Here is a 25105-nt window from a genome sequence, read left to right on the forward strand (position 1 = left end):
CTGTGTGACCTTAAGTAGCGCGGCTGTTTGGCACAGAAATGTGCAGCCCGCAAAGCAAAGAGCAAAAGTGTGTGATGAAGGTGTCCGGCGAATCAGCTGTCGAAGGCATTTTGCAGCCAGTTCAGATCAACTTGACCAGACGGTGTGCTTTCCATGGCAACCACATCGAAACGGCAGGGGGCGTCGGCCCAGCGATGCTCTTTTTGCAGAAAAAACTGCGCAGCGAGTATCAGCTTCTGACGCTTGCGCCCGTCGATACTGGCGAGCGCGCCACCCCATTGTGCGTGTTTTCTGTAGCGGACTTCGACGAATACTACTGTATCGCCGTCAAGCATGACCAGATCAAGCTCGCCGCGTTTACACAACCAGTTCTGCGCCAGCAGGCGCAGACCCTGTTGTTGCAAGTGTTTCAGCGCTTGAAGTTCGGCATCCTTGCCGCTTTGTGCAGTGGACCGCTCCGGCATCAGCGCGGGGTGTCCGGCAGGCGTTGGATCTCGCCACCGACGAACTTCGCCCATGGCATCTGGCGATCGACGCGCTGGTTGGTGCTGATGCCCAGGTTGCCCGAGAGGCCGTCAACCCGTGTATCCGGCAGTGCCTTCAACTGGCCCAGGCGCGGCGCCAGGCGGTAGGCGTCGACGCCCATCGCATACAGGCGGCCAAGGCTGCCATTGGCTTGCGGCCATTGTGCGGCAACCTGGTTGCGCAGCGGGTCGGTGGTGTTGAGCAGCCAAGGGGTTTCGCAGAACATCACGTTGGTCATGTCCAGGTACTGGTTCTTGTCGCCGCTGGCGCTGAACACATGGGACGTGGCGTACACCGGCACATCACCGGCGTACTGGAAGTTCAGGGTCGGCTTGATCTGCTGGGCCAGCTGCGGGGTAACGGCCAGGAAGATGAACTCGATGTCCTGGCGACGTGACGGCTGTGCCGCTACGTCTGTGCCCACTGCGCTTTGCAGGCTCTTGGCGCGACCTTCGCTTTTGCGCAGTTGGAACAGGTCGGCGATTTGCTGGGCGAGGGCGACCGGCTGGTCGACATACTCAACACCGACAACCGTGCCACCGTTGGCTTCCCAATCCTGGCGGAAGGCCTTGTAGACACGCTCGCCCCATTCGCCACGGGGCACCATGGCAGCAGCGCGGTGCAGGCCATCGGCACGGGCGCGGCGCGACACTTCGCGGGCTTCGTCTTCAGCGGCCAGGCCGAACTGGAACAGTTGCGGTGGGCTCTGGTCGGTCTCGCTGTAGTTCAGCGCGAGGGTGGTGATCGGCAATTGAGGGCGCGCACTGAGTTGTTTGACCAGCGGCTTCTCCAGCGGGCCGACCACCAGTTGCACGCCGGCGGCCTGGGCCTTGGCGTAGAAGTCGTCGATGGAGGTCAGGCGCGAACTGTCATAGAACTCGATGGCCGGTGGCTTCTGCCCGGCTTGTTCAGCCTGGTAGTGCGCCGCCATGAAGCCTTCGCGCAGCGCCTTGCCGACGGAGGCCAGTGGGCCTTCCTGCGGCAGTAGCAGGGCGATCTTGTTCAAGGGCTGGCTGGCCAGTTCCTTGAGCTTGGTCAGCGGGGTTGGCAGTTGCACGGCGGCCGGGTGGCCTGGGTTCTGTGCGCGCCAGGTGTCGATAGCGGCCTGTTGTTGCTCGAGCGTACCGGCGCCCTTGACCGCCTGGGCCAGGGTGATCCAGCCGTCCAGGGTCGGGTTGCCGGTGGCTTGCAGTTGTTCTGCAGGCAGTGCGGCAATCAAGGTCCAGATGGCTTCGTGATTGCTTTTGGCTGCATCGCCGCTGAGCAGTGACGCCATGGCAACGCGCTCGCGAGCAGCGGCCAGGGTCTGGCCATCGGCTTCATAAGCGCGGGCGTGCACGGTTCCGGTGCGGATCTGCTGTTCGGTCGGCAGCTCTTTCAGGCTTTGCAGGCTCGGATGGTTCAAGGCGGTCAACGCGGCCTTGGGCTGGTTGCGCGTCATGGCCAATTCGGCGGCCAGGGTGCTGGCGAAGACTTGCGCGGCTGGCTTGAGGACATCCAGGGATACTTGCGCAAGAATCTGCGACGAGCGGCCGGGGTTGTTCTGGCGGTAGGCCATGTCTGCCGCACTCAGGCGCAGCAATGCGGCCTTTTCTGGTGTCTTGGCGGTGGTGGCCTGTTCGAGCAGTTGCTCGATACTGGCGTCCGGGGTCCGTGGAAGGTCGCCAAGGCTGGACGAGGGCGAGCTGGCGCAAGCGGCCAGTAAGGCAGCGAGGCAGAGGGCGGAGAGCAGCCGCAGGCAAGCGATCATGTAAGTGTTCCTGATACCGATCAAATTAGCGTGGAATTGTACCCAAGCACTGGCCCAGGCGCGATGTTACTGGCGTGAAACCTTTGATTTAGGTCGTGCAAATGTTGCTGTTGGCAATTGATGGCAGAAAAGGCATCGGCCGTGATGGCATATTTTCAAGGCGCCTACGCGCTACAATATGGCTTTTGCCAACCATCGAGGTGTGCGCTTTGACTGCTCCAGGTCCTTTGAATTCCACTGCAGGCTCGCTTTTTGTCGTGGCGACGCCCATTGGCAACCTGGACGACATCAGTGCCCGAGCACTGAAAGTGTTGCGCGAGGTTAAATTGATCGCGGCCGAAGACACCCGGCACTCCCAGCGCTTGATGCAGCATTTTGGTATCAGCACACCACTGGCGGCCTGCCACGAACACAATGAGCGCGAAGAAGGCAGCCGCTTTATTGTCCGCCTGTTGGCTGGTGACGATGTCGCACTGATCTCCGATGCGGGTACGCCGCTGATCTCCGATCCGGGTTATCACCTGGTTCGCCAGGCGCGGGCCGCAGGTATCAATGTAGTACCTGTTCCCGGGGCGTGCGCGCTGATAGCGGCGTTGTCGGCGGCGGGCCTGCCCTCGGATCGCTTTATCTTCGAAGGTTTCCTGCCGGCCAAGGCGGTGGGGCGCCGTGCCCGTCTCCAGGCAGTAAAGGAAGAACCGCGCACCCTGATCTTCTACGAAGCCCCGCACCGTATCCTCGAATGCCTGCAGGACATGGAGCTGGTGTTTGGTGGCGAGCGTCTTGCGTTGCTGGCGCGTGAACTGACCAAGACGTTCGAAACCCTCAAGGGCTTGCCGCTGGAAGAACTGCGCGCGTTTGTCGAAGGCGACAGCAATCAGCAGCGTGGAGAGTGCGTGGTGCTGGTGGCAGGCTGGACAGCACCGGAGGCGGAAGACGCAGTCGGCAGCGAGGCCATGCGTATCCTCGACCTGTTGCTCAAGGAGATGCCCCTCAAGCGCGCGGCGGCGTTGGCGGCGGAAATTACCGGCGTGCGCAAGAATGTGCTGTATCAAGTTGCGCTGGATAAACAGAAAGCCGAATAGTTCCGGGGTTAAACCGGTATTCCGTCCGAACGTGATGGCAATGCTGCACTTTTAATACTTGTCCTGAGGCCGCCGTGCCGTTAACCTGCGCGGCGGAGAGTCGATTGGACAGTCGCTGCCCTCTATGAAAATTAGGGGGGGGAGGAAAGTCCGGGCTCCATAGGGCGAAGTGCCAGGTAATGCCTGGGAGGCGTGAGCCTACGGAAAGTGCCACAGAAAATAACCGCCTAAGCATTTCGGTGCCGGTAAGGGTGAAAAGGTGCGGTAAGAGCGCACCGCACGACTGGCAACAGTTCGTGGCTAGGTAAACCCCACTTGGAGCAAGACCAAATAGGGTCCCAAGGCGTGGCCCGCGCTGGGACCGGGTAGGTTGCTAAAGATGTCCAGTGATGGCCATCGTAGACGAATGACTGTTCAAGACAGAACCCGGCTTATAGATCGACTCTCCACCTTTTTTCCCTCTGTGCGAATCTCGGACAGAAAACCGGTAGTAACGCAAGAAACCCTCCCTGCCAAATCATTGGCAGATGCATCTTCGTAATACCAAAAAAATCTTACTCTTAATAAATTACTTTAACTTTGAGCTGTAGCTCTTTGAGCTATTTGTGCTTGTCGAGCCAAAAACACCGCCGAACTCTGGTTTCTCCTCCTTTTACGCTCCTAAATCTCCGATCTGTAAGGCTTTTCCTTGAATCCGCGCCTTGACGGTGTGGTGGGCGCATTCCTATAGTGTGCGCAAGTGGCGGAAAGTGGCACAAAGTGGGTTTTTTGAACGTAAAACGCTAAAATTTGGAGAAACGCATCTGTGTTTCGCGGAGCTAACGCTATCAGTCTCGATGCAAAAGGCCGTCTCGCCATGCCGAGCCGGTATCGTGACGAGCTGATTTCGCGAAGTTCCGGGCAGTTGATCATCACCATTGATGCCGTTGACCCTTGTTTATGTGTTTACCCCCTCGATGAGTGGGAGTTGATTGAGACCAAGTTGCGTGCCCTGCCTTCATTGCGTGAAGAAAACCGCCGCCTGCAGCGTTTGCTGATTGGTAATGCCGTCGACCTCGAGCTCGATGGCAGTGGTCGTTTCCTGGTGCCCCCGCGCTTGCGCGAGTACGCCAAGCTGGATAAGCGCGCGATGCTGGTCGGCCAACTGAACAAGTTCCAATTATGGGACGAAGATGCCTGGGATGCTGTTTCTGCAGCTGACCTGGCTGCTATTCAACAACCGGGCGCCATGCCTGATGAACTGCGTGATTTGATCCTGTGACTATTGATAGCGGCTTTAACCACATCACCGTACTGCTTGACGAAGCCGTTGAGGCTCTCGCCGTACGCGCGGATGGCTGCTATTTGGACGGTACCTTCGGCAGGGGCGGGCATAGCCGGTTGATACTCAGCCAGCTCGGGTCCGACGGCAAGCTTCTCGGGTTTGACAAAGACCCCCAAGCGATTGCCACCGGGCAAGCGCTAGCGGCCGAAGACGGCCGCTTTGTCGTTGTGCAGCGCAGCTTTGCCGAGCTGGGTGCCGAAGTCGCCGAGCGTGGCATGGCGGGCAAGGTGGCCGGGGTTTTGCTCGACCTGGGCGTGTCTTCGCCGCAGCTCGATGACCCGGAGCGCGGCTTCAGCTTCATGAACGACGGTCCCCTCGACATGCGCATGGACCCTACCCGTGGCGTCAGTGCCGCGCAGTTCATTGCCACCGCGCCGGTGGAAGAAATCGCCCGCGTGTTCAAGGAATATGGTGAAGAACGCTTCGCCGGCCGCATGGCCCGTGCCGTGGTCGAGCGCCGCGAAATCCAGCCCTTCGAGCGCACCGCCGACCTGGCCGAGGTGCTGAAAGTCGCCAACCCAGCGTGGGAAAAAGGCAAGAACCCGGCGACCCGTGCGTTCCAGGGCCTGCGTATTCACGTCAACAACGAATTGGGCGACCTGGAGGCTGGCCTCGAGGCCGCCCTCGAGGCGCTGGAAGTGGGCGGTCGCCTGGTGGTGATCAGTTTCCACTCCCTGGAAGACCGCATCGTCAAACTGTTCATGCGCCGCCTGGTCAAGGGCGAGTCCGATAACCTGCCGCGCAACCTGCCGGTACGTTTCGAAGCCTTTGTGCCGAAAATCAAAATCCATGGCAAAGCGCAGTTCGCTTCCGAAGCCGAACTCAAGGCCAACCCACGTTCCCGTAGCGCCGTCATGCGCGTTGCGGAGAAGCTGCGGTGAGCAAGCTTTTCGCCAAGCCCCTCCCGGGCGGCAGCTTCTTTATGTTGCTGCTGTTTGTCGGCGTGCTGGTGTCCGCAATTGCGGTGTCCTACAGCGCCCATTACAACCGCCAACTGCTCAATACCCTCTATGGGGAATTGAGCGTGCGTGACAAGGCGCAGGCGGAGTGGGGCCGGTTGATCCTCGAGCAAAGCACCTGGACGGCCCATAGCCGTATCGAAGTGCTGGCCACCGAACAGCTGAAAATGCACATCCCGGGCGCGGCCGAAGTTCGCATGGTGGCGCCATGATGAAACTTGAAGGCGCACTCTACCCATGGCGCTTCCGCCTGATGCTGGGCTTGCTGGCATTGATGGTGGGGGCGATTGCCTGGCGGATCATCGACCTGCAAGTGGTCGATCGTGACTTCCTGATCGGCCAGGGCGATGCCCGTAGCCTGCGTCATATTCCGATCCCTGCGCACCGCGGCCTGATCACCGACCGTAACGGCGAGCCGTTGGCGGTGAGTACGCCGGTGACCACCCTGTGGGCCAACGCCAAGGAATTGCAGGTTGCCAAGGACAAGTGGCCGCAACTGGCTGCCGCCCTGGGCCAGGACCCGAAAGCCTTGGCCGAGCGCCTTGAAGCCCAGGCAAATAAAGAATTTATCTACCTCGTTCGCGGCCTTACCCCCGAGCAAGGCCAGCAAGTGCTCGACCTTAAAGTCCCCGGTGTCTACGGCATCGAGGAATTCCGTCGTTTCTACCCGGCCGGTGAAACCACTGCCCATATGGTGGGTTTTACCGACATCGATGATCACGGTCGTGAAGGCGTTGAACTCGCCTACGATGAATGGCTCGCCGGGGTTCCCGGCAAACGACAAGTCATCAAGGATCGGCGCGGCAGACTGATCAAGGATGTCCAAGTCACCAAGAACGCCAAGGCCGGTAAGCCCTTGGCGTTGTCGATTGACCTGCGCCTGCAATATCTGGCCAACCGCGAGCTGCGTAACGCGATCATCGAGAACGGCGCCAAGGCCGGTAGCCTGGTGATCATGGACGTGAAGACCGGCGAGATCCTCGCCATGGTCAACCAGCCGACCTACAACCCGAACAACCGTCGCAACCTGCAACCAGCGATGATGCGTAACCGCGCAATGATCGACGTGTTCGAGCCGGGTTCGACCATGAAAGCCATCTCCATGAGTGCCGCCCTGGAAACCGGTCGCTGGAAGCCCAGCGACAAGGTCGAGGTGTATCCGGGTACTTTGCAGCTGGGTAAATACACTATTCGTGACGTGTCCCGTACTGAAGGTCCGGTGCTGGATTTGACAGGTATCCTGATCAACTCCAGTAACGTGGGCATGAGTAAGGTCGCCTTCGATATCGGTGGTGAAACCATCTACCACCTCGCGCAGAAGATCGGCCTGGGGCAACCCACCGGCCTGGATTTCCCGGGTGAGCGCGTCGGCAACCTGCCCAACTACCGCGACTGGAAGAAAGCCGAGACCGCCACGCTTTCCTACGGCTACGGCCTGTCGGTGACCGCGATCCAACTGGCCCATGCCTTCTCCGTGCTGGCCAACAACGGTCGCATGGTGCCGCTGAGCCTGATCCACGTCGATGAGGCGCCGAAAGCCACCCAGGTGATCCCTGAAAACGTCGCCAAGACCATGCAAGGCATGCTGCAACAAGTGATCGAAGCGCCGCGCGGTGTATTCCGCGCCCAGGTGCCGGCGTATCACGTGGCGGGGAAGTCCGGTACCGCGCGTAAAACGTCGGTCGGCACCAAGGGCTATGCCGAAAACTCCTACCGCTCGCTGTTCGCCGGCTTCGGCCCGATGAGCGACCCGCGCTACGCCATCGTCGTTGTGATCGATGAGCCGAGCAAAGCCGGTTACTTCGGTGGCCTGGTATCGGCGCCGGTGTTCAGCAAAGTGATGTCCGGCACCCTGCGCCTGATGAACATCACGCCGGATAACCTGCCGCCGACCCAACAAGCGAATGCCGGACCACCGGCCGCTGCAGTAAAAGCCAATGGAGGGCGCGGCTGATGTCTCTTAGCCTGAACAAGATTTTTGCCCACGCCGGCCGCGATCTGCTGATTCGCGAGTTGACCCTGGACAGCCGTAACGTGCGCGCTGGCGACCTGTTCCTGGCGGTACCGGGCGGCAAGTACGATGGCCGTGCGCACATCGCCGACGCGTTGCAGCGCGGCGCGGCTGCCGTGGCGTATGAAGTGGAAGGCGCCACGGTGCTGCCGATCACCGACGTGCCGCTGATTCCGGTCAAGGGTCTGGCCAAGCAGCTGTCCGATATTGCCGGGCGCTTTTATGGCGACCCTAGCCGTCACCTCAATCTGGTGGGCGTGACGGGCACCAACGGCAAGACCAGCGTGACCCAGTTGGTTGCCCAAGCCCTTGACCTGCTGGGCCAGCATTGCGGCATCGTCGGCACCCTGGGCACCGGTTTTTATGGCGCGCTGCAAAGCGGCCTGCACACCACGCCGAACCCTATCGCCGTGCAAGCGACCCTGGCCGACCTGAAAAAGGCCGGTGCCCAGGCGGTTGCCATGGAAGTGTCGTCCCACGGCCTGGACCAGGGCCGCGTCACCGCCCTGGCCTTTGATGTGGCAGTGATGACCAACCTGTCCCGCGATCACCTGGATTATCACGGCACCATGGAAGCGTACGCCGCCGCCAAGGCCAAGCTGTTTGCCTGGAATGACCTCAAGTGCCGGGTGGTCAATCTGGATGACGCCTTTGGTCGCCAACTGGCCGCCCAAGACAGCGAAGCGCGCCTGATCACCTACAGCCTGGAAGACTCCAGGGCGTACCTGTATTGCCGTGAAGCCCAATTCAATGACGAAGGCGTGCGCGCCACGCTGGTGACGCCTCAGGGCGAGCACCACTTGCGCAGCACCCTGCTCGGGCGTTTCAACCTGAGCAACGTACTCGCCGCCATCGGCGCGTTGCTCGGCCTGGATTACGCTCTCGACGAAATCCTCAAGGTGTTGCCGAAGCTGGACGGCCCGGCCGGTCGCATGCAGCGCCTGGGTGGGGGTACTCAACCGCTGGTGGTGGTCGATTACGCCCATACCCCTGACGCCCTGGAAAAAGTCCTCGAAGCCTTGCGCCCTCACGCCAAGGGCAAATTGCTTTGCCTGTTCGGCTGCGGTGGTGATCGTGATCGCGGCAAGCGTCCGTTGATGGCCGAGATCGTCGAGCGTCTGGCCGATGGTGTAGTGGTCACCGATGACAACCCGCGCAGCGAAGATCCGAGCCGGATTTTCGATGATATCCGCACCGGCTTCAAAGACGCGTCCAAGGCCACCTTCGTTGCCGGTCGCGGCGCGGCAATCGCCCGGTTGATCGCCAGCGCCAGCGCTGACGACGTGGTCGTGCTGGCCGGTAAAGGGCACGAGGATTACCAGGAAATCAATGGCGAGCGTCATGCCTTCTCCGATCTGGTCGAGGCCGATCACGCCTTGACCGCCTGGGAGGTCGCCCATGCTTAAGGCGATGACGTTCAGCGAACTGACTCAAGCCCTGTCGGCACGCTTACTGTCGAGCGATTGCAGCTTCAGCGGCGTGAGCATCGACAGCCGTGCGATCAAACCGGGGCAACTGTTTGTCGCCCTGGCCGGCCCGCGTTTCGACGGTCACGACTACCTGAACGAAGTCGCCGCCAAAGGTGCCGTAGGTGCCTTGGTACAGCGCGAAGTGGCCGATTCCACCTTGCCGCAACTGCTGGTGGCTGATACTCGCCTGGCCCTCGGCCAATTGGGGGCGCTGAACCGCGCCGCTTTCGATAAGCCCGTTGCCGCCATCACCGGCTCCAGCGGTAAGACCACGGTCAAGGAACTGCTCGCCGGTGTCCTGCGTACGCGCGGCCCCGTGTTGGCGACCCGTGGCAACCTGAACAATGATTTCGGCGCTCCGCTGACCCTGCTTGAACTGGCCCCGGAACACACGGCGGCGGTGATCGAACTGGGGGCTTCGCGCATCGGCGAAATCGCCTACACCGTGGCGCTGACCAAGCCCCACGTTGCAATTATCAACAACGCCGGTACTGCCCATGTTGGCGAGTTCGGCGGCCCGGAAAAAATCGTCGAGGCCAAGGGTGAAATCCTTGAGGGCCTCGATGCATCGGGCACCGCAGTCTTGAACCTGGACGACAAGGCCTTCGAGACCTGGCGTGTACGCGCCGCCGGTCGCAAGGTCCTGACGTTTGCCGTGCTTAACGCAGCGGCTGATTTCCATGCCTCCAACATCACCGTCGATGCCCGTGGCTGCCCGTCCTTCACCTTGCACACCCCGCAAGGTGACGAACACGTACAACTGAATTTGTTGGGCAACCATAACGTCGCCAATGCCCTGGCCGCCGCCGCTGCCGCCCATGCCTTGGGCGTGTCGCTGTTCGGCATCGCCACAGGTCTGGGCGCGGTGCAACCGGTCAAGGGCCGTACCGTGGCGCAGTTGGCAACCAACGGCATGCGTGTAATTGATGACACCTACAACGCCAACCCATCCTCCATTAATGCCGCTGTAGACCTGCTCAAGGGTTTTGACGGTCGCAAGGTGCTGGTACTGGGTGATATCGGCGAATTGGGCGACTGGGCTGAACAAGGCCACCGCGAAGTCGGCGCGTATGCCGCAGGCAAAGTCGACGCCCTCTACGCCGTTGGCACGAACATGGCCCATGCGGTAAGCGCCTTTGGCCCCGGTGCGCGACATTTCGCAACCCAGGCCGAGTTGATCCAGGCGCTGGGCGTGGCAGAACAAGATAAACACACAACCATTTTGATCAAGGGATCGCGCAGCGCGGTGATGGAAAACGTCGTCGCGGCCTTGTGTGGCTCAAGTACGGAGAAACATTAATGCTGCTGCTGCTGGCTGAGTATCTGCAACAGTTCCACAAAGGCTTCGCGGTCTTTCAGTACCTGACCCTGCGCGGGATCCTGGGTGTGCTGACCGCGCTGTCTTTGTCGCTGTTTTTGGGGCCGTGGATGATCCGCACCCTGCAGAACCTGCAAATTGGTCAATCGGTTCGTAATGACGGCCCGCAGTCGCACCTGTCCAAGTCCGGCACCCCGACCATGGGGGGCGCGCTGATCCTCTCGTCCATCGGTATCAGCACCTTGCTGTGGGCTGACCTGCACAACCGCTACGTGTGGGTGGTGTTGCTGGTGACCCTGCTGTTCGGCGCCATCGGCTGGGTCGATGACTACCGCAAAGTGATCGAGAAAAACTCCAAGGGGCTGCCAAGCCGCTGGAAGTATTTCTGGCAGTCGGTGTTCGGCCTGGCCGCCGCGATCTTCCTCTACACCACCGCGCCAAGCGCCGTGGAAACCACCTTGATCATCCCGATGCTCAAGGACGCCAGCATCCCACTGGGCATCGGCTTCGTGGTGCTGACCTACTTCGTGATCGTCGGCTCCAGCAACGCAGTGAACCTGACCGACGGCCTCGACGGCCTGGCGATCATGCCGACGGTGATGGTAGGCGGCGCGCTGGGCATTTTCTGCTACCTGTCGGGTAACGTGAAATTCGCTGAATACCTGCTGATCCCCTACGTGCCGGGCGCGGGTGAACTGATCGTGTTCTGCGGCGCCTTGATCGGTGCCGGGCTGGGGTTCCTGTGGTTCAACACCTACCCCGCACAAGTCTTCATGGGTGACGTCGGCGCACTGGCGCTGGGCGCAGCCCTGGGCACCATCGCGGTGATCGTTCGCCAGGAAATCGTGCTGTTCATCATGGGCGGTGTGTTCGTGATGGAAACCCTGTCGGTGGTCATCCAGGTGGCGTCCTTCAAGTTGACCGGGCGCCGCGTGTTCCGCATGGCGCCGATTCACCACCACTTTGAACTCAAGGGCTGGCCTGAGCCGCGTGTGATTGTCCGTTTCTGGATCATCACCGTGATTCTGGTCCTGGTCGGCCTTGCCACCCTGAAACTGAGGTAGAAACGAGTGTCCCTGATCGCTTCAGACCACTTCCGCATCGTTGTCGGCCTCGGCAAGAGCGGCATGTCCCTGGTTCGCTTCCTGGCGAACCGGGGCACGTCGTTTGCCGTGGCCGATACGCGGGAAAATCCACCGGAGCTGGTCACGCTGCGCCGTGACTACCCGCACGTGGAAGTGCGTTGTGGCGAATTGGATGTCGAGTTTCTGTGCCGCGCTGATGAGCTCTACGTGAGCCCCGGCCTGGCCCTGGCGACTCCGGCCCTGCAAGCCGCAGCGGCGCGTGGCGTGAAGCTGTCCGGCGACATCGACCTGTTCGCACGTAATGCGAAGGCGCCGATCGTGGCCATCAGCGGTTCCAACGCGAAAAGCACCGTGACTACTCTGGTCGGCGAGATGGCGATGGCGGCCGGCAAGCGCGTGGCCGTGGGCGGTAACCTCGGCACTCCGGCGTTGGACCTGCTCAGCGACGACATCGAGCTGTACGTGATGGAGCTGTCGAGCTTCCAACTGGAAACCACCCACGACCTGGGCGCTGAAGTGGCCACCGTGTTGAACGTCAGCGAAGACCACATGGACCGCTACAGCGGCCTGCCGGCGTACCACCTGGCCAAGCACCGGATCTTCCGCGGTGCCAAGCAATTTGTTGTCAATCGCCAGGATGCGCTGAGCCGTCCGCTGATGGGCGATGGCATGCCGTGCTGGACCTTCGGCCTGAGCAAACCCGACTTCAAGGCCTTCGGCATTCGTGAAGAGAACGGCGAGAAATACCTGGCCTTCGAATTCCAGAACCTGATGCCGGTGCGCGAGCTGAAAATCCGTGGCGCCCATAACCAGTCCAACGCCTTGGCCGCGTTGGCGTTGGGGCATGCCGTGGGTTTGCCGTTCGACGCCATGCTGTCGAGCCTGCGCACCTTCGGCGGCCTTGAGCATCGTTGCCAGTGGGTACGCGACCTTAATGGTGTCAGTTACTACAACGACTCCAAGGCCACCAACGTGGGGGCCGCATTGGCCGCCATCGAAGGCCTGGGTGCCGATATCGAAGGCAAACTGGTGCTGATCGCCGGTGGCGACGGCAAGGGTGCCGATTTCAAAGACCTCAAGGCACCGGTGGCTGCGCATTGCCGCGCCGTGGTGTTGATGGGCCGCGACTCCGATTTGATCGCCGCCGCGCTTGGCGACGCCGTGCCGCAGGTGCGTGCCACCTCCCTGGACGACGCCATTGCCCAGTGCCAAGCCCTGGCTCAACCAGGCGATGCGGTACTGCTGTCGCCGGCGTGCGCCAGTTTCGACATGTTCAAGAACTACGAAGAACGCGGCCAGTTGTTCGCCCGCGCCGTGGAGGGCTTGGCATGAGCATCGATTTCAGAAACATCATCAAGCCGTACCCGTCGCCGATCATCACCGGGCGTGGCATCGACCTTGATTTCCCAATGCTCGCCGGTTGCCTCGCGTTGCTGGGCCTGGGCCTGGTGATGATCACCTCGGCTTCTTCCGAAGTGGCCGCCGTGCAGTCGGGCAACACCCTGTACATGATGATCCGTCACCTGGTGTACCTGATCATCGGCCTGGGCACGTGCATCGTCACCATGATGATCCCGATTGCCACCTGGCAGCGCCTGGGTTGGCTGATGCTGATCGGCGCGTTCGGTTTGCTGATCATGGTGATCCTGCCCGGCATCGGCCGTGAGGTGAACGGCTCGATGCGCTGGATCGGCTTCGGCGCGTTCAACGTGCAGCCGTCGGAAATCGCCAAGGTGTTCGTGGTGATCTACCTGGCTGGTTACCTGGTGCGTCGCCAGAAAGAAGTGCGCGAAAGCTGGATGGGCTTCTTCAAGCCATTCATCGTGCTGCTGCCCATGGCCGGCCTGTTGCTGATGGAACCCGACTTCGGCGCGACCGTCGTGATGATGGGCGCGGCGGCGGCGATGCTGTTCCTCGGTGGCGTGGGCTTGTTCCGCTTCAGCTTGATGGTGGTGCTGGCGGTGGCTGCGGTGACCATCCTGGTACAGGCGCAACCCTACCGGATGGCGCGTCTGATCACCTTTACCGACCCTTGGTCCGACCAGTTCGGCTCCGGCTACCAATTGACCCAGGCATTGATCGCCTTCGGGCGCGGCGAATGGCTGGGCGTCGGCCTGGGCAACAGCGTGCAGAAGCAGTTCTACCTGCCGGAAGCGCACACCGACTTCGTGTTCTCCGTACTCGCCGAAGAACTCGGCGTGGTGGGGTCTCTGTGCACCGTCGCGCTGTTCGTATTCGTGTGTGTCCGCGGCATGTACATCGGCTTGTGGGCCGAAAGGGCCAAACAGTATTTCGCCGCTTACGTGGCGTACGGCTTGTCGTTCCTGTGGATCGGCCAGTTCCTGATCAACATCGGGGTGAACGTCGGCCTGCTGCCGACCAAGGGCCTGACCTTGCCGTTCCTCAGTTACGGCGGCAGTTCGTTGGTGATCTGCTGCGCCTGTCTTGGCTTGTTGCTGCGCATCGAGTGGGAGAGTCGAACCCACCTGGGCAGCGAAGAGATGGAGTTCAGCGAAAGCGACTTCGCCGAGGAGCCGACCCATGGGCGCTAACGTGCTGATCATGGCCGGTGGCACCGGGGGCCATGTGTTCCCGGCCCTGGCGTGCGCGCGGGAATTCCAGAACCGTGGCTACACCGTGCACTGGCTGGGTACACCGCGCGGCATCGAAAACGAGTTGGTACCGAATGCCGGTCTGCCGTTGCATCTGATCAACGTCACGGGCCTGCGCGGCAAGGGCAAATTGTCCCTGCTCAAGGCACCGTTCGTGTTGCTCAAGGCAGTGTGGCAGGCGCGCAAGGTCATCCGTGACTTGCAGCCGGTGTGCGTGCTCGGCTTCGGTGGTTATGTGACTGGCCCGGGTGGCGTCGCCGCCAGACTTGCTGGCGTGCCGGTGATCGTGCACGAGCAGAACGCCGTGGCCGGTACCGCCAACCGTTTGCTGGTGCCGTTGGCTGCGCGGGTGTGTGAAGCGTTTCCCAACACCTTCAGTGTGTCGGATAAGCGCCGTACCACCGGCAACCCGGTGCGCACCGAGCTGTTTATGGACATCGCCCGCGAAGCACTCGCAGGGCGTAAGGCGCACCTGCTGATCCTGGGCGGAAGCCTGGGCGCCGAGCCGCTGAATAAATTGCTGCCGGAAGCCGTGGCGCAACTCCCTGTGGAATTGCGCCCGGAGATCTTCCACCAGGCCGGCAAGAACCACGATGAAGTCACCGCCACGCGTTATCGCGACGCCGGTGTGGAGGCCAATGTGCAGCCCTTCATCAAAGACATGGCCCATGCCTATGGCTGGGCCGACCTGGTGGTCTGTCGCGCGGGTGCGCTGACCGTCAGTGAACTGGCCGCCGCCGGTCTGCCGTCCTTGCTGGTGCCTTTGCCCCACGCCATCGACGATCACCAGACCCGCAACGCCGAATATTTGGCCGGGGAGGGCGCTGCCTTCCTGCTGCCGCAAAGAACGACTGGCGCCGCCGATTTGGCCGCACGCCTGACTGAGGTTTTGATGCAACCGGAACGACTCAACAACATGGCGAGCACTGCAAGCCGCCTGGCCAAACCTGACGCAACCCGCACCGTGGTCGATATCTGCCTGGAGGTGGCCCATGGTTGAGAATCAGAAAGCCATGCCACAACCGGAAATGCGCCGCATCCGTCGCATCCACTTCGTCGGTATCGGCGGCGTGGGCATGTGCGGTATTGCCGAAGTGTTGCTGAACCTGGGCTACCAGGTGTCCGGCTCGGACTTGAAAGAGTCGCCGGTCACCGAGCGCCTGAAGTCCTTTGGCGCGCAGATCTTTATCGGCCACCGCGCCGAGAACGCCGCCGACGCTGACGTGCTGGTGGTGTCGAGCGCCGTGAACACCTCCAACCCGGAAGTGGCCACCGCCCTCGAGCGCCGCATTCCCGTGGTGCCACGCGCCGAGATGCTCGCCGAGCTGATGCGCTATCGCCACGGCATCGCCGTCGCCGGTACCCATGGCAAGACCACCACCACCAGCCTGATCGCTTCGGTGTTCGCCGCCGGTGGCCTGGACCCGACCTTCGTGATCGGTGGCCGCCTGAATGCAGCCGGTACCAATGCCCAGCTCGGTACCAGCCGCTACCTGATCGCCGAAGCCGATGAAAGCGACGCCAGTTTCCTGCACCTGCAACCGCTGGTCGCCGTCGTCACCAACATCGACGAAGATCACATGGCCACCTACGACGGTGACTTCAATAAGTTGAAGAAAACCTTCGTCGAGTTCCTGCACAACCTGCCGTTCTACGGTTTGGCCGTGGTGTGCCTGGACGACCCGGTGGTGCGTGAAATCCTGCCGCAGGTCAAGCGTCCGACCGTGACCTACGGCTTCAGCGAAGACGCTGACGTGCGCGCAATCAATGTGCGCCAGGAAGGCATGCAGACCTACTTCACCGTGCTGCGTCCCGACCGTGAGCCGCTGGATGTGTCGGTGAACATGCCGGGCAACCACAACGTATTGAATTCCCTGGCGACCATCTGCATCGCCTCCGATGAGGGCGTCAGCGATGAGGCCATTGTCGAAGGCTTGTCGCGCTTTGCCGGTGTCGGCAGGCGCTTCCAGGTATACGGCCAACTGCCGGTGGAAGGCGGTGACGTGATGTTGGTGGACGACTACGGCCACCACCCGACCGAAGTCGCCGCAGTCATCAAGGCCGTACGGGGTGGTTGGCCGGAGCGTCGCCTGGTGATGATTTACCAGCCGCACCGCTACAGCCGCACCCGCGATTTGTACGACGATTTCGTCAATGTATTGGCCGATGCCAACGTACTGCTGTTGATGGAAGTCTATCCGGCCGGTGAAGAACCGATCCCGGGCGCCGACAGCCGCAAGCTGTGCAACAGCATTCGCCAGCGCGGCCAGTTGGACCCCATCTACATAGAGCGCGGTGTGGACCTGGCTCCGATCGTCAAGCCGCTGCTGCGCGCAGGCGACATCCTGCTGTGCCAGGGTGCCGGTGATATCGGTGGCCTTGCCCCTAAACTATTGGCGAGCCCGCTGTTTGCCGCCGAGAAGGGGAAGTCGAAATGACCACTGACTACGGCTCCCTGTTCTCCACCATCACGCCTGCCGACTTCGGCCGCGTGGCCGTGCTGTTCGGCGGCAAGAGCGCCGAGCGCGAAGTGTCGCTCAAGTCCGGCAATGCCGTGCTCGAAGCGCTGCAAAGCGCCGGTGTGAATGCGTTCGGTATCGACGTGGGCGATGACTTCCTCGCCCGCCTGCAGGCCGAGAAGATCGACCGTGCCTTCATCATCCTGCACGGCCGTGGCGGTGAAGACGGCAGCATGCAGGGCCTGTTGGAGTGCGCCGGTATTCCTTATACCGGCAGCGGCATCCTTGCTTCGGCACTGGCCATGGACAAGTTGCGCACCAAGCAGGTGTGGCACAGCCTGGGCATTCCAACGCCGCGTCACAGTGTTCTGTGCAGTGAAGACGATTGTATTTCCGCAGCCAAGGAACTGGGCCTGCCTTTGATCGTCAAACCAGCCCATGAAGGCTCCAGTATCGGCATGGCTAAAGTGAACTCGGCCGCCGAATTGATCGACGCATGGAAAGCGGCAAGTACCTACGATTCGCAAGTGTTGGTGGAACAGTGGATCCAGGGTCCCGAGTACACCATCGCCACCCTGCGTGGCCAGGTATTGCCGCCTATCGCATTGGGCACGCCCCACACCTTTTACGACTACGACGCCAAGTACGTGGCTTCCGATACCCAGTACCGGATCCCGTGCGGCCTGGACGCAACCAAAGAACAGGAATTGATGGACCTCACGGCGAAAGCCTGTGAGGCGTTGGGTATTGCCGGTTGGGCACGGGCAGACGTGATGCAGGATGACCAAGGGAATTTCTGGTTCCTGGAAGTCAACACTGCGCCGGGTATGACCGACCACAGCCTGGTACCTATGGCCGCTCGCGCAGCCGGCCTGGATTTCCAGCAGTTGGTGCTGGCAATTCTTGCCGCCAGCATTGAGCCAAGAGGCTAAGGACATGAAAGGCGCATCGCTTCGTCATCAGCCCCCACAAGCACCGAGCCGCAAGCCGGTGCCACGGGGTGCCAGTCGAATGGTGGCTAAAGAGCCGATGTCGGCGCGCCTGCCGAAAGCCAACTTTGGTTTCCTCAAGGCGCTGTTCTGGCCGGTGTTGCTGGTGGTGTTGGGCTTCGGCACTTACGAAGGTGCACAGCGTCTATTGCCCTATGCCGACCGGCCAATCACCAAGATCAGCGTGCAGGGCGACTTGAGCTACATCAGCCAGCAAGCGGTGCAGCAGCGTATTGGTCCGTTCCTGGCCGCTAGCTTCTTCACCATCGACCTGGCCGGCATGCGCCGGGAGCTGGAACAGATGCCTTGGATCGCCCACGCCGAAGTCCGCCGCGTATGGCCGGACCAGGTGACGATCCGCCTGGAAGAACAACTGCCCGTGGCCCGTTGGGGCGAAGAGGCGCTGTTGAACAACCAGGGCCAGGCGTTCACCCCGCGTGAGCTGGCCAACTACGAGCACCTGCCGCAGCTGTTCGGGCCGCAGCGGGCGCAGCAGCAAGTGATGCAGCAGTACCAGGCCCTGAGCCAGATGCTGCGGCCAATGGGCTTCTCCATTGCACGCCTGGAATTGCGTGAACGGGGCAGCTGGTTTTTGACGACCGGGGCAGGCAGTTCCGGCCCGGGCATCCAGTTGTTGCTGGGACGCGACCGCTTGGTGGAAAAGATGCGCCGCTTCATCGCCATCTATGACAAGACCTTGAAAGAACAGATTACGAACATTGCGAGCGTCGACCTGCGTTACGCCAACGGCCTTGCCGTCGGCTGGCGTGAACCGGCTGCGCCCACGGCAGCGCAACCCGCTGTCGCGAAGAATTAAGAAGAGGCAGGACCCATGGCAAACGTGCAAAGCGGCAAAATGATCGTCGGTCTCGATATCGGCACCTCCAAGGTGGTGGCGCTGGTAGGCGAGGTCGGGGAAGACGGCACGATCGAAATCGTCGGTATTGGCACGCATCCGTCCCGTGGCCTGAAGAAGGGCGTGGTGGTCAACATCGAGTCCACCGTGCAATCGATCCAGCGCGCCATCGAAGAAGCGCAGCTGATGGCCGGTTGCCGGATTCACTCGGCGTTCGTCGGCGTGGCGGGCAACCATATCCGCAGCCTGAACTCCCACGGCATCGTGGCGATTCGCGACCGTGAAGTCAGCGCAGCCGACCTTGAGCGCGTCCTCGACGCCGCCCAGGCCGTGGCGATCCCGGCTGACCAGCGCGTGCTGCACACCTTGCCGCAGGACTACGTGATCGATAACCAGGAAGGCGTTCGCGAGCCGCTGGGCATGTCGGGCGTACGCCTGGAAGCCAAGGTCCACGTGGTGACCTGTGCCGTCAATGCCGCGCAGAACATTGAAAAATGCGTGCGCCGCTGCGGCCTGGAAATCGACGACATCATTCTCGAACAACTGGCTTCGGCCTACTCGGTACTGACCGACGACGAAAAAGAACTGGGCGTTTGCCTGGTGGACATCGGCGGCGGCACCACCGACATCGCGATCTTCACCGAGGGTGCGATCCGTCACACCGCCGTGATCCCGATTGCCGGCGACCAGGTGACCAACGACATCGCCATGGCGCTGCGTACACCGACCCAGTACGCCGAAGAAATCAAGATTCGCTACGCCTGCGCCCTGGCCAAGCTGGCCGGTGCGGGTGAAACCATCAAGGTGCCAAGCGTGGGCGACCGTCCACCGCGCGAGCTGTCGCGCCAGGCCCTGGCCGAAGTGGTCGAGCCGCGCTACGACGAGCTGTTCACCCTGATCCAGGCTGAATTGCGCCGCAGCGGCTACGAAGATTTGATCCCGGCCGGCATCGTGCTGACCGGCGGTACCTCGAAGATGGAAGGCGCGGTCGAACTGGCCGAGGAAATCTTCCACATGCCGGTACGCCTGGGTGTCCCCCATGGCGTGAAAGGCCTGGGCGACGTGGTGCGCAACCCGATTTATTCCACCGGTGTGGGCTTGCTGTTGTACGGGCTGCAGAAGCAGACAGACGGCATTTCCCTGTCGGGCCCGAGCAACCGTGACAGCTACCGCAGCGACGACGAGGCCAAGGCGCCGTTGTTCGAGCGGTTGCAGGCTTGGGTAAAAGGCAATTTCTAAAGATTTACCGCAACACCGCAGCACCGAAACAAGCAGTAGGCGAAAAAACTAGAGAAAATGAAAGGAGAGGGAACATGTTCGAACTCGTAGACAACATCCCCGCCAGCCCGGTCATCAAAGTGATCGGTGTCGGCGGTGGCGGCGGCAACGCTGTCAACCATATGGTCAAGAGCAACATTGAAGGCGTTGAATTCATCTGCGCCAACACTGATGCCCAGGCGCTGAAAAGCATCGGCGCGCGGACCATCCTGCAATTGGGCACAGCCGTGACCAAGGGCCTCGGCGCTGGCGCCAATCCGGAAGTCGGCCGTCAAGCCGCCCTGGAAGACCGTGAGCGTATTGCCGAAGTGCTGCAGGGCACCAACATGGTGTTCATCACCACTGGCATGGGCGGCGGTACCGGTACCGGTGCAGCGCCGATCATTGCCGAAGTGGCCAAGGAAATGGGGATTCTGACGGTCGCTGTCGTGACTCGTCCGTTCCCGTTCGAAGGCCGCAAGCGCATGCAGATCGCCGACGAAGGTATCCGTCTGCTGTCTGAAAGCGTCGACTCGTTGATCACCATTCCCAACGAGAAGCTGCTGACCATCCTGGGCAAGGACGCAAGCCTGCTGTCCGCGTTCGCCAAGGCTGACGATGTACTGGCCGGTGCCGTTCGCGGTATCTCCGACATCATCAAGCGTCCAGGCATGATCAACGTCGACTTTGCCGACGTACGTACTGTCATGAGCGAAATGGGCATGGCAATGATGGGCACTGGCTGCGCCAGCGGTCCTAACCGTGCACGCGAAGCCACCGAAGCGGCCATCCGCAACCCGTTGCTGGAAGACGTGAACCTGCAAGGCGCACGCGGCATCCTGGTGAATATCACCGCCGGTCCTGACCTGTCCCTGGGTGAGTACTCCGACGTGGGTAGCATCATCGAAGCCTTCGCTTCCGAGCACGCCATGGTCAAAGTCGGTACCGTTATCGACCCGGACATGCGCGACGAACTGCACGTGACCGTGGTTGCTACCGGCCTGGGCGCAAAAATCGAGAAGCCTGTGAAGGTCATCGACAATACCGTTCATACCAGCCACGCCAGCCAAGCGGCTGCCGCTCCAGCGCCTTCGCGCCAGGAACTGCCGTCGGTGAACTACCGTGACCTGGACCGTCCGACCGTGATGCGCAACCAGGCTCAGGCCGGTGCTGCGGCGTCCCGTAGCCCGAATCCGCAAGATGATCTGGACTACCTGGATATCCCGGCATTCCTGCGTCGTCAGGCCGATTAATGGAATGTATCAGGGCTATGAAGGTGATTGGTGTTCAGCAAAGGTCTGGTCTGCTATTATCGCCAGCCTTTGTTGATACCAGTTCGCAATTTGCGCTGAAGCGGTCCAAGCCATGATTAAACAACGCACCCTGAAGAATATTATTCGTGCCACAGGTGTAGGTCTGCACTCCGGGGAGAAGGTATACCTGACCCTCAAGCCTGCACCTGTCGATACCGGCATCGTGTTTGTGCGTGCCGACCTGGACCCTGTGGTGCAGATTCCTGCTCGCGCGGAAAATGTTGGCGAAACCACGATGTCGACCACGTTGGTCAACGGTGACGTCAAAGTGGACACGGTGGAGCACTTGCTCTCGGCCATGGCCGGTTTGGGCATCGATAACGCCTACGTCGAGCTCTCCGCGTCCGAAGTCCCTATCATGGATGGCAGCGCTGGACCCTTCGTATTCTTGATTCAATCTGCCGGCCTGGAAGAACAGGACGCAGCTAAGAAGTTCATACGCATTCTGCGGGAAGTGACAGTAGAAGACGGCGACAAGCGCGCCACCTTCGTCCCGTTCGAAGGCTTTAAAGTGAGCTTTGAGATCGATTTCGATCACCCGGTATTCCGTGACCGCACCCAAAGTGCAAGCGTGGATTTTTCCAGCACTTCGTTCGTAAAAGAAGTCAGCCGCGCCCGTACTTTTGGTTTCATGAGTGACATCGAGTACCTGCGCAAGCACAACCTTGCACTCGGCGGCAGCGTTGAAAACGCCATTGTGGTCGACGCGGATGGTGTACTGAACGAAGACGGCCTTCGCTATGAAGACGAATTCGTGAAGCACAAGATCCTCGATGCAATCGGTGACCTCTACCTGCTGGGCAATAGCCTGATAGGCGAGTTCAAAGGCTTCAAGTCGGGCCACGCCCTTAACAACCAGCTGCTGCGCAAGTTGATTGAGCAGACAGACGCTTGGGAAGTCGTGACCTTCGAAGATGCCAGCACCGCACCGATCTCTTACATGCGTCCCGTTGCGGCGGTGTAAGTAACAACTCTCTTTCTTTAGTTTTTAAAGGCTGCCTTCGGGTGGCCTTTTTTATTGTCTGGACACTTCCCTTGCCGGGCAAGCCCGCTCGCCACGAGGGCCGCTTGCGCTATTCAGGCTGCCGACGCATCCACAATCCGATTGCGCCCCGTGTGCTTGGCCTCATACAACGCCCGGTCCGCACTGCGCAGCAACGCCTCCAGGGACATACGGCTGCGCTTGTCCCAGGTGCTCATGCCGATGCTCGCCGTAATCGGCCGCTCATCCCCGGCCATCCTTGGCAAATGCTCGATGCTGCTACGGATATGCTCGGCGATGACCCAGGCACCCTTCGCGTCCGTATGGGGCAGCACCACCGCGAATTCCTCGCCGCCATAGCGCGCCGCGAGATCAGCCGGGCGGCGGATATTGGCGCCTATCACCTGCGCCACAATGCGCAATGCCGCGTCTCCACCGTGATGGCCATGGCGGTCATTGAAGGCTTTGAAGTGGTCGACGTCGATCATCAGCACGGTCAGTGGTTCGAGCGAGCGTTGCGCGCGGTCCCATTCCAGGCGCAGGCGTTCGTCCAGGATGCGACGGTTGGCCAAGCCGGTCAGGGCGTCGATGGCTGCCAGTTCTGACAGCACGCGTTCCGCGCGATAGCGGCGTCGCAGTTCGCGGCGCAGCATCCAGGTCAGCCATAACAAACCGATACACAGGATGCCGGTGGCGCCACTGGTCAGCAGAGCGGCGCGTTTCCAAGGGGCGAATACATCCTGGCTGGACAGTGCTACCACCACAATCAGCGGTAGCTCACCCACATTGGTGAAGGTGTACAGACGCTCCTTGCCGCTGATGGCAGAGACGGCCTGGAAGGTGCCACTGCCTTCATGCAGTATCCTCTTGAAATTGGGTCGATCGCTCAGGTCCTTGTCGATCATGTCGCTTTCGAGCAGCGGCTGCTGGGCCAATAAAAAGCCTTTTTTATTAAGCAGGTTGACGCTGCTGCTGTTGCCGATGGTGACGGTGTTGAACAGCTGGTCGAAATACGCCAGGCGCATGGTCGCGACCGCAACGCCAGCAAACTCACCGTTAGGCCCTGACACACGCCGGCTGAATGCCATGCGCCAGACCTGGTCGCAGTCGCAATGAATCTTGAACGGCCGGCTGATATACAAGCCGGCCTGGGCGTCCTTGGTATGCACCTGGAAGTAATCGCGGTTGGCAAAATTGCGCGGGGTGGGCTGCAGGGTGGAAGAATCGGCGATCACCGCGCCATTGGCATCCAACAACAGCACTTCACCTTTGAAAGGCGCGGCGGTGGACAGGTCAAACTGCACCAGGTGCTGGATATTCGCCGAAACCTGGGACAGGTCCTCACGTTGCCTGGCAGCAATCAACCCCTTGAGGGCCAGGTCGTAGAGTTCGACGTTACGCAGCACGTCGGCGTTGATCAACTGGGCGATATTGGTGGTTGAGCGCGTCGCGGCCTGCAGGGTGCTGGCGTGTTCGCGGATCAGCAACACCGCGACGATGACCACGATCAGGGCGACGGTAAGGCCACTGCCCAGAAGCAGTAATAGCTCTGGGCGTGCCGGTAGGTTTCGAACGCGGGGTGGACTCATCGGGCAAACTTCAGCGGGACAATACTGGCAGTTTAGTTGTACCCGATGAAAATTAAATACTCGGTAAAAAAGAAAGATCCGGGTGTCAGAACACGTTGATCGGATAGTCGACGATCACCCGGTATTCATCCACATCCCGATCCACCGCCGAGTAGCCATGGCTGCCGCGATGGGTCGCCCATTGCAGGCGCACGGCCAAGTCCTTGGCCTTGCCACTTTGCATCACATACTTCAAATCGATATCCCGCTCCCAGTGTTTGGCGTCCTTGCCATCGGCGCTGTACCAGGCACTGTAGCCACGGCTTTGCGGGTCGACTTTGGTCAGGTCGGTCTTGCCGCTGATATAGGACACCGCCGAGGTCAGGCCGGGCATGCCGAGGCCGGCGAAGTCATAGGCGTACTTGAGCTTCCAGGAGCGTTCGTTGGGGCCGTTGAAGTCCGAGTATTGCTGGGAGTTGTCCAGGTACACGCTGTCGCCCTGGCTGATGTAGTCGAACGGCGTGTTGCCGTTGACCCGCTGGTAGGCGGCGGTGACGCTGTGGTGACCCACGCCGACGGTGAAATGCAGGCTATAGGTGTTGTTGTCGATATCGCCGAGCAGCGACTGGCCGGTGTCCTGGGTGTGGTAGTAGTGCAGGCCCGGGTTGAGGCTGACCAGGTCATTCAACGCGTAGGTGTAGTCCAGGTCGTAGTAGTACTGGTGCCACACGTCCTTGAGTTCGGAAGCGTACAGGTTGCTGGTCAGGCCGGGAATACCGCTGAAAGACACACCGGCCCAATTCATGTGCTGGCTGTCAGCGTTACTGGGCAATACGCCATAGCTGGTGCCGATGCGTCGGTGGCCGCTCTGGTTGTAGAGTTTGGTGAAGCTGGCCTGGCCGCCTTCGAGCATCCAGCCGTCGAAGCTGTGGTTGGTCAGGCTTACGCCCCGGAAGGTCTGCGGCAGCATGCGCGTCATGCCGCCGGCAATCACCGGGTTGTTGAGGAACAGGTCACCGGCCTTCAACTCGGTGTCGAAGGCGCGCATCTTCAAGGTGCCCCCTGCGGTGGAGAACGAACCGGGCGCTTTGCCGCTGCCGTCAGTGCTCCCGTAGGGAAGGATACTGGAACCGTCGGTGCCGCCACCGCCGTCGAGCTTGAGGCCGAGCATGGCGTGGGCGTCCAGGCCGAAGCCGACGATGCCGTGGGTGTAGCCGGATTCGAAGGTGCCGATAAAACCTTGGCCCCACTCCTTGCTGTCATCGGTGTGAATGTCGCGCCGGTCGCGGTTCATGTAGTAGTTGCGGGTGTTGATGTTGAGGTGCGAGCCTTCGACGAATCCGCCGGCGGGGCCGGTGTCTGCCGCGTGGGCGAGGGGAACGATCATTGCTGCAATCGCGAGGAATAACGGGGTGAACGTCAGCGAGTTCTTCACCGGTACAGCTCCTTTGGTCAATCGAAAACGGCCAATGTCGTGGGGGTGTGCCTGGCCTTTTTTTACGGCAAAAAAAAGCCGCTGAAGTCAGCGGCTTTAAGACAGATTCCC

21 protein-coding genes and 1 other RNA gene are annotated in these 25105 nt (G+C 61.0%); 18 read left to right on the forward strand and 4 right to left on the reverse strand.

Features of this window, described 5'->3' with window-relative positions; translation table 11 throughout:
• Nucleotides 1-92: 92 nt before the first annotated feature.
• Both ACHPFG_RS05645 and ACHPFG_RS05650 read right to left on the reverse strand, forming a co-directional pair.
• Nucleotides 93-464 (reverse strand): YraN family protein, encoded by a 372-nt coding sequence (locus ACHPFG_RS05645; RefSeq protein ID WP_074843924.1) that lies wholly within the window; start codon nt 462-464, stop codon nt 93-95.
• Nucleotides 464-2275: a penicillin-binding protein activator gene (locus ACHPFG_RS05650; protein ID WP_431701795.1), complete on the reverse strand. Its 1812-nt coding sequence runs from the start codon at nt 2273-2275 to the stop codon at nt 464-466. The genes ACHPFG_RS05645 and ACHPFG_RS05650 overlap by 1 nt, the downstream gene beginning before the upstream one ends.
• A 209-nt stretch (nt 2276-2484) precedes the next feature.
• On the opposite strand from ACHPFG_RS05650, the gene rsmI reads away from it, so the two are divergent.
• The 18 genes from rsmI to lpxC all read left to right on the forward strand — a co-directional run bounded on the left by rsmI (nt 2485) and on the right by lpxC (nt 21973).
• On the forward strand, nt 2485-3357 hold the full coding sequence (gene rsmI / locus ACHPFG_RS05655) for a 16S rRNA (cytidine(1402)-2'-O)-methyltransferase (protein WP_431701796.1): 873 nt from the start codon (nt 2485-2487) through the stop codon (nt 3355-3357).
• Between the two features lie 96 nt (nt 3358-3453).
• An RNA gene (gene rnpB / locus ACHPFG_RS05660) (RNase P RNA component class A) lies at nt 3454-3807 on the forward strand.
• 355 nt (nt 3808-4162) lie between these two features.
• Nucleotides 4163-4618 carry a division/cell wall cluster transcriptional repressor MraZ gene (mraZ, locus tag ACHPFG_RS05665; RefSeq protein WP_003171868.1) on the forward strand — a complete coding sequence of 152 codons (456 nt, stop codon included), beginning with the start codon at nt 4163-4165 and terminating at the stop codon, nt 4616-4618.
• Nucleotides 4615-5562 (forward strand): 16S rRNA (cytosine(1402)-N(4))-methyltransferase RsmH, encoded by a 948-nt coding sequence (gene rsmH, locus ACHPFG_RS05670; RefSeq protein WP_012722289.1) that lies wholly within the window; start codon nt 4615-4617, stop codon nt 5560-5562. Before mraZ ends, rsmH begins: the two co-directional genes overlap by 4 nt.
• Nucleotides 5559-5852, forward strand: a complete 294-nt coding sequence (gene ftsL, locus ACHPFG_RS05675; protein ID WP_003216203.1) for a cell division protein FtsL — start codon at nt 5559-5561, stop codon at nt 5850-5852. The genes rsmH and ftsL overlap by 4 nt, the downstream gene beginning before the upstream one ends.
• Nucleotides 5852-7594, forward strand: a complete 1743-nt coding sequence (locus tag ACHPFG_RS05680; protein WP_164673122.1) for a peptidoglycan D,D-transpeptidase FtsI family protein — start codon at nt 5852-5854, stop codon at nt 7592-7594. Before ftsL ends, ACHPFG_RS05680 begins: the two co-directional genes overlap by 1 nt.
• The gene (locus ACHPFG_RS05685) at nt 7594-9057 is read left to right on the forward strand and encodes a UDP-N-acetylmuramoyl-L-alanyl-D-glutamate--2,6-diaminopimelate ligase (RefSeq protein ID WP_431701797.1); all 1464 of its coding nucleotides are present in this window, start codon (nt 7594-7596) and stop codon (nt 9055-9057) included. The genes ACHPFG_RS05680 and ACHPFG_RS05685 overlap by 1 nt, the downstream gene beginning before the upstream one ends.
• Nucleotides 9050-10420 carry a UDP-N-acetylmuramoyl-tripeptide--D-alanyl-D-alanine ligase gene (locus ACHPFG_RS05690; protein WP_259242165.1) on the forward strand — a complete coding sequence of 457 codons (1371 nt, stop codon included), beginning with the start codon at nt 9050-9052 and terminating at the stop codon, nt 10418-10420. The genes ACHPFG_RS05685 and ACHPFG_RS05690 overlap by 8 nt, the downstream gene beginning before the upstream one ends.
• Entirely contained in the window at nt 10420-11502 is a 1083-nt protein-coding gene (gene mraY / locus ACHPFG_RS05695) for a phospho-N-acetylmuramoyl-pentapeptide-transferase (protein WP_003171875.1), read from the forward strand. Before ACHPFG_RS05690 ends, mraY begins: the two co-directional genes overlap by 1 nt.
• A gap of 6 nt (nt 11503-11508) precedes the next feature.
• Nucleotides 11509-12855, forward strand: coding sequence for a UDP-N-acetylmuramoyl-L-alanine--D-glutamate ligase (murD, locus tag ACHPFG_RS05700; protein ID WP_431701798.1), 1347 nt, complete (start codon nt 11509-11511; stop codon nt 12853-12855).
• Nucleotides 12852-14075, forward strand: a complete 1224-nt coding sequence (ftsW, locus tag ACHPFG_RS05705; protein ID WP_053131437.1) for a putative lipid II flippase FtsW — start codon at nt 12852-12854, stop codon at nt 14073-14075. Before murD ends, ftsW begins: the two co-directional genes overlap by 4 nt.
• Nucleotides 14065-15135, forward strand: coding sequence for an undecaprenyldiphospho-muramoylpentapeptide beta-N-acetylglucosaminyltransferase (gene murG, locus ACHPFG_RS05710; RefSeq protein ID WP_131698382.1), 1071 nt, complete (start codon nt 14065-14067; stop codon nt 15133-15135). The genes ftsW and murG overlap by 11 nt, the downstream gene beginning before the upstream one ends.
• The gene (gene murC, locus ACHPFG_RS05715) at nt 15128-16573 is read left to right on the forward strand and encodes a UDP-N-acetylmuramate--L-alanine ligase (RefSeq protein WP_431701799.1); all 1446 of its coding nucleotides are present in this window, start codon (nt 15128-15130) and stop codon (nt 16571-16573) included. The genes murG and murC overlap by 8 nt, the downstream gene beginning before the upstream one ends.
• Nucleotides 16570-17526 (forward strand): D-alanine--D-alanine ligase, encoded by a 957-nt coding sequence (locus tag ACHPFG_RS05720; protein ID WP_012722298.1) that lies wholly within the window; start codon nt 16570-16572, stop codon nt 17524-17526. The genes murC and ACHPFG_RS05720 overlap by 4 nt, the downstream gene beginning before the upstream one ends.
• Before the next feature lie 4 nt (nt 17527-17530).
• Nucleotides 17531-18400: a cell division protein FtsQ/DivIB gene (locus tag ACHPFG_RS05725; protein WP_131698380.1), complete on the forward strand. Its 870-nt coding sequence runs from the start codon at nt 17531-17533 to the stop codon at nt 18398-18400.
• 15 nt (nt 18401-18415) lie between these two features.
• Nucleotides 18416-19678 (forward strand): cell division protein FtsA, encoded by a 1263-nt coding sequence (gene ftsA, locus ACHPFG_RS05730; protein ID WP_027604757.1) that lies wholly within the window; start codon nt 18416-18418, stop codon nt 19676-19678.
• Nucleotides 19679-19752: 74 nt separating this feature from the next.
• Nucleotides 19753-20949, forward strand: coding sequence for a cell division protein FtsZ (gene ftsZ, locus ACHPFG_RS05735; RefSeq protein WP_053131424.1), 1197 nt, complete (start codon nt 19753-19755; stop codon nt 20947-20949).
• 112 nt (nt 20950-21061) lie between these two features.
• On the forward strand, nt 21062-21973 hold the full coding sequence (gene lpxC / locus ACHPFG_RS05740; protein ID WP_003171886.1) for a UDP-3-O-acyl-N-acetylglucosamine deacetylase: 912 nt from the start codon (nt 21062-21064) through the stop codon (nt 21971-21973).
• 113 nt (nt 21974-22086) lie between these two features.
• Here lpxC and ACHPFG_RS05745 read toward each other — a convergent pair whose 3' ends face one another.
• Nucleotides 22087-23580: a sensor domain-containing diguanylate cyclase gene (locus tag ACHPFG_RS05745; protein ID WP_431701800.1), complete on the reverse strand. Its 1494-nt coding sequence runs from the start codon at nt 23578-23580 to the stop codon at nt 22087-22089.
• A gap of 85 nt (nt 23581-23665) precedes the next feature.
• Nucleotides 23666-24994: an OprD family porin gene (locus ACHPFG_RS05750; RefSeq protein WP_431701801.1), complete on the reverse strand. Its 1329-nt coding sequence runs from the start codon at nt 24992-24994 to the stop codon at nt 23666-23668.
• Between the last annotated feature and the right edge of the window lie 111 nt (nt 24995-25105).

Source organism: Pseudomonas sp. BR20, from assembly GCF_050780135.1.
GTDB lineage: Bacteria > Pseudomonadota > Gammaproteobacteria > Pseudomonadales > Pseudomonadaceae > Aquipseudomonas.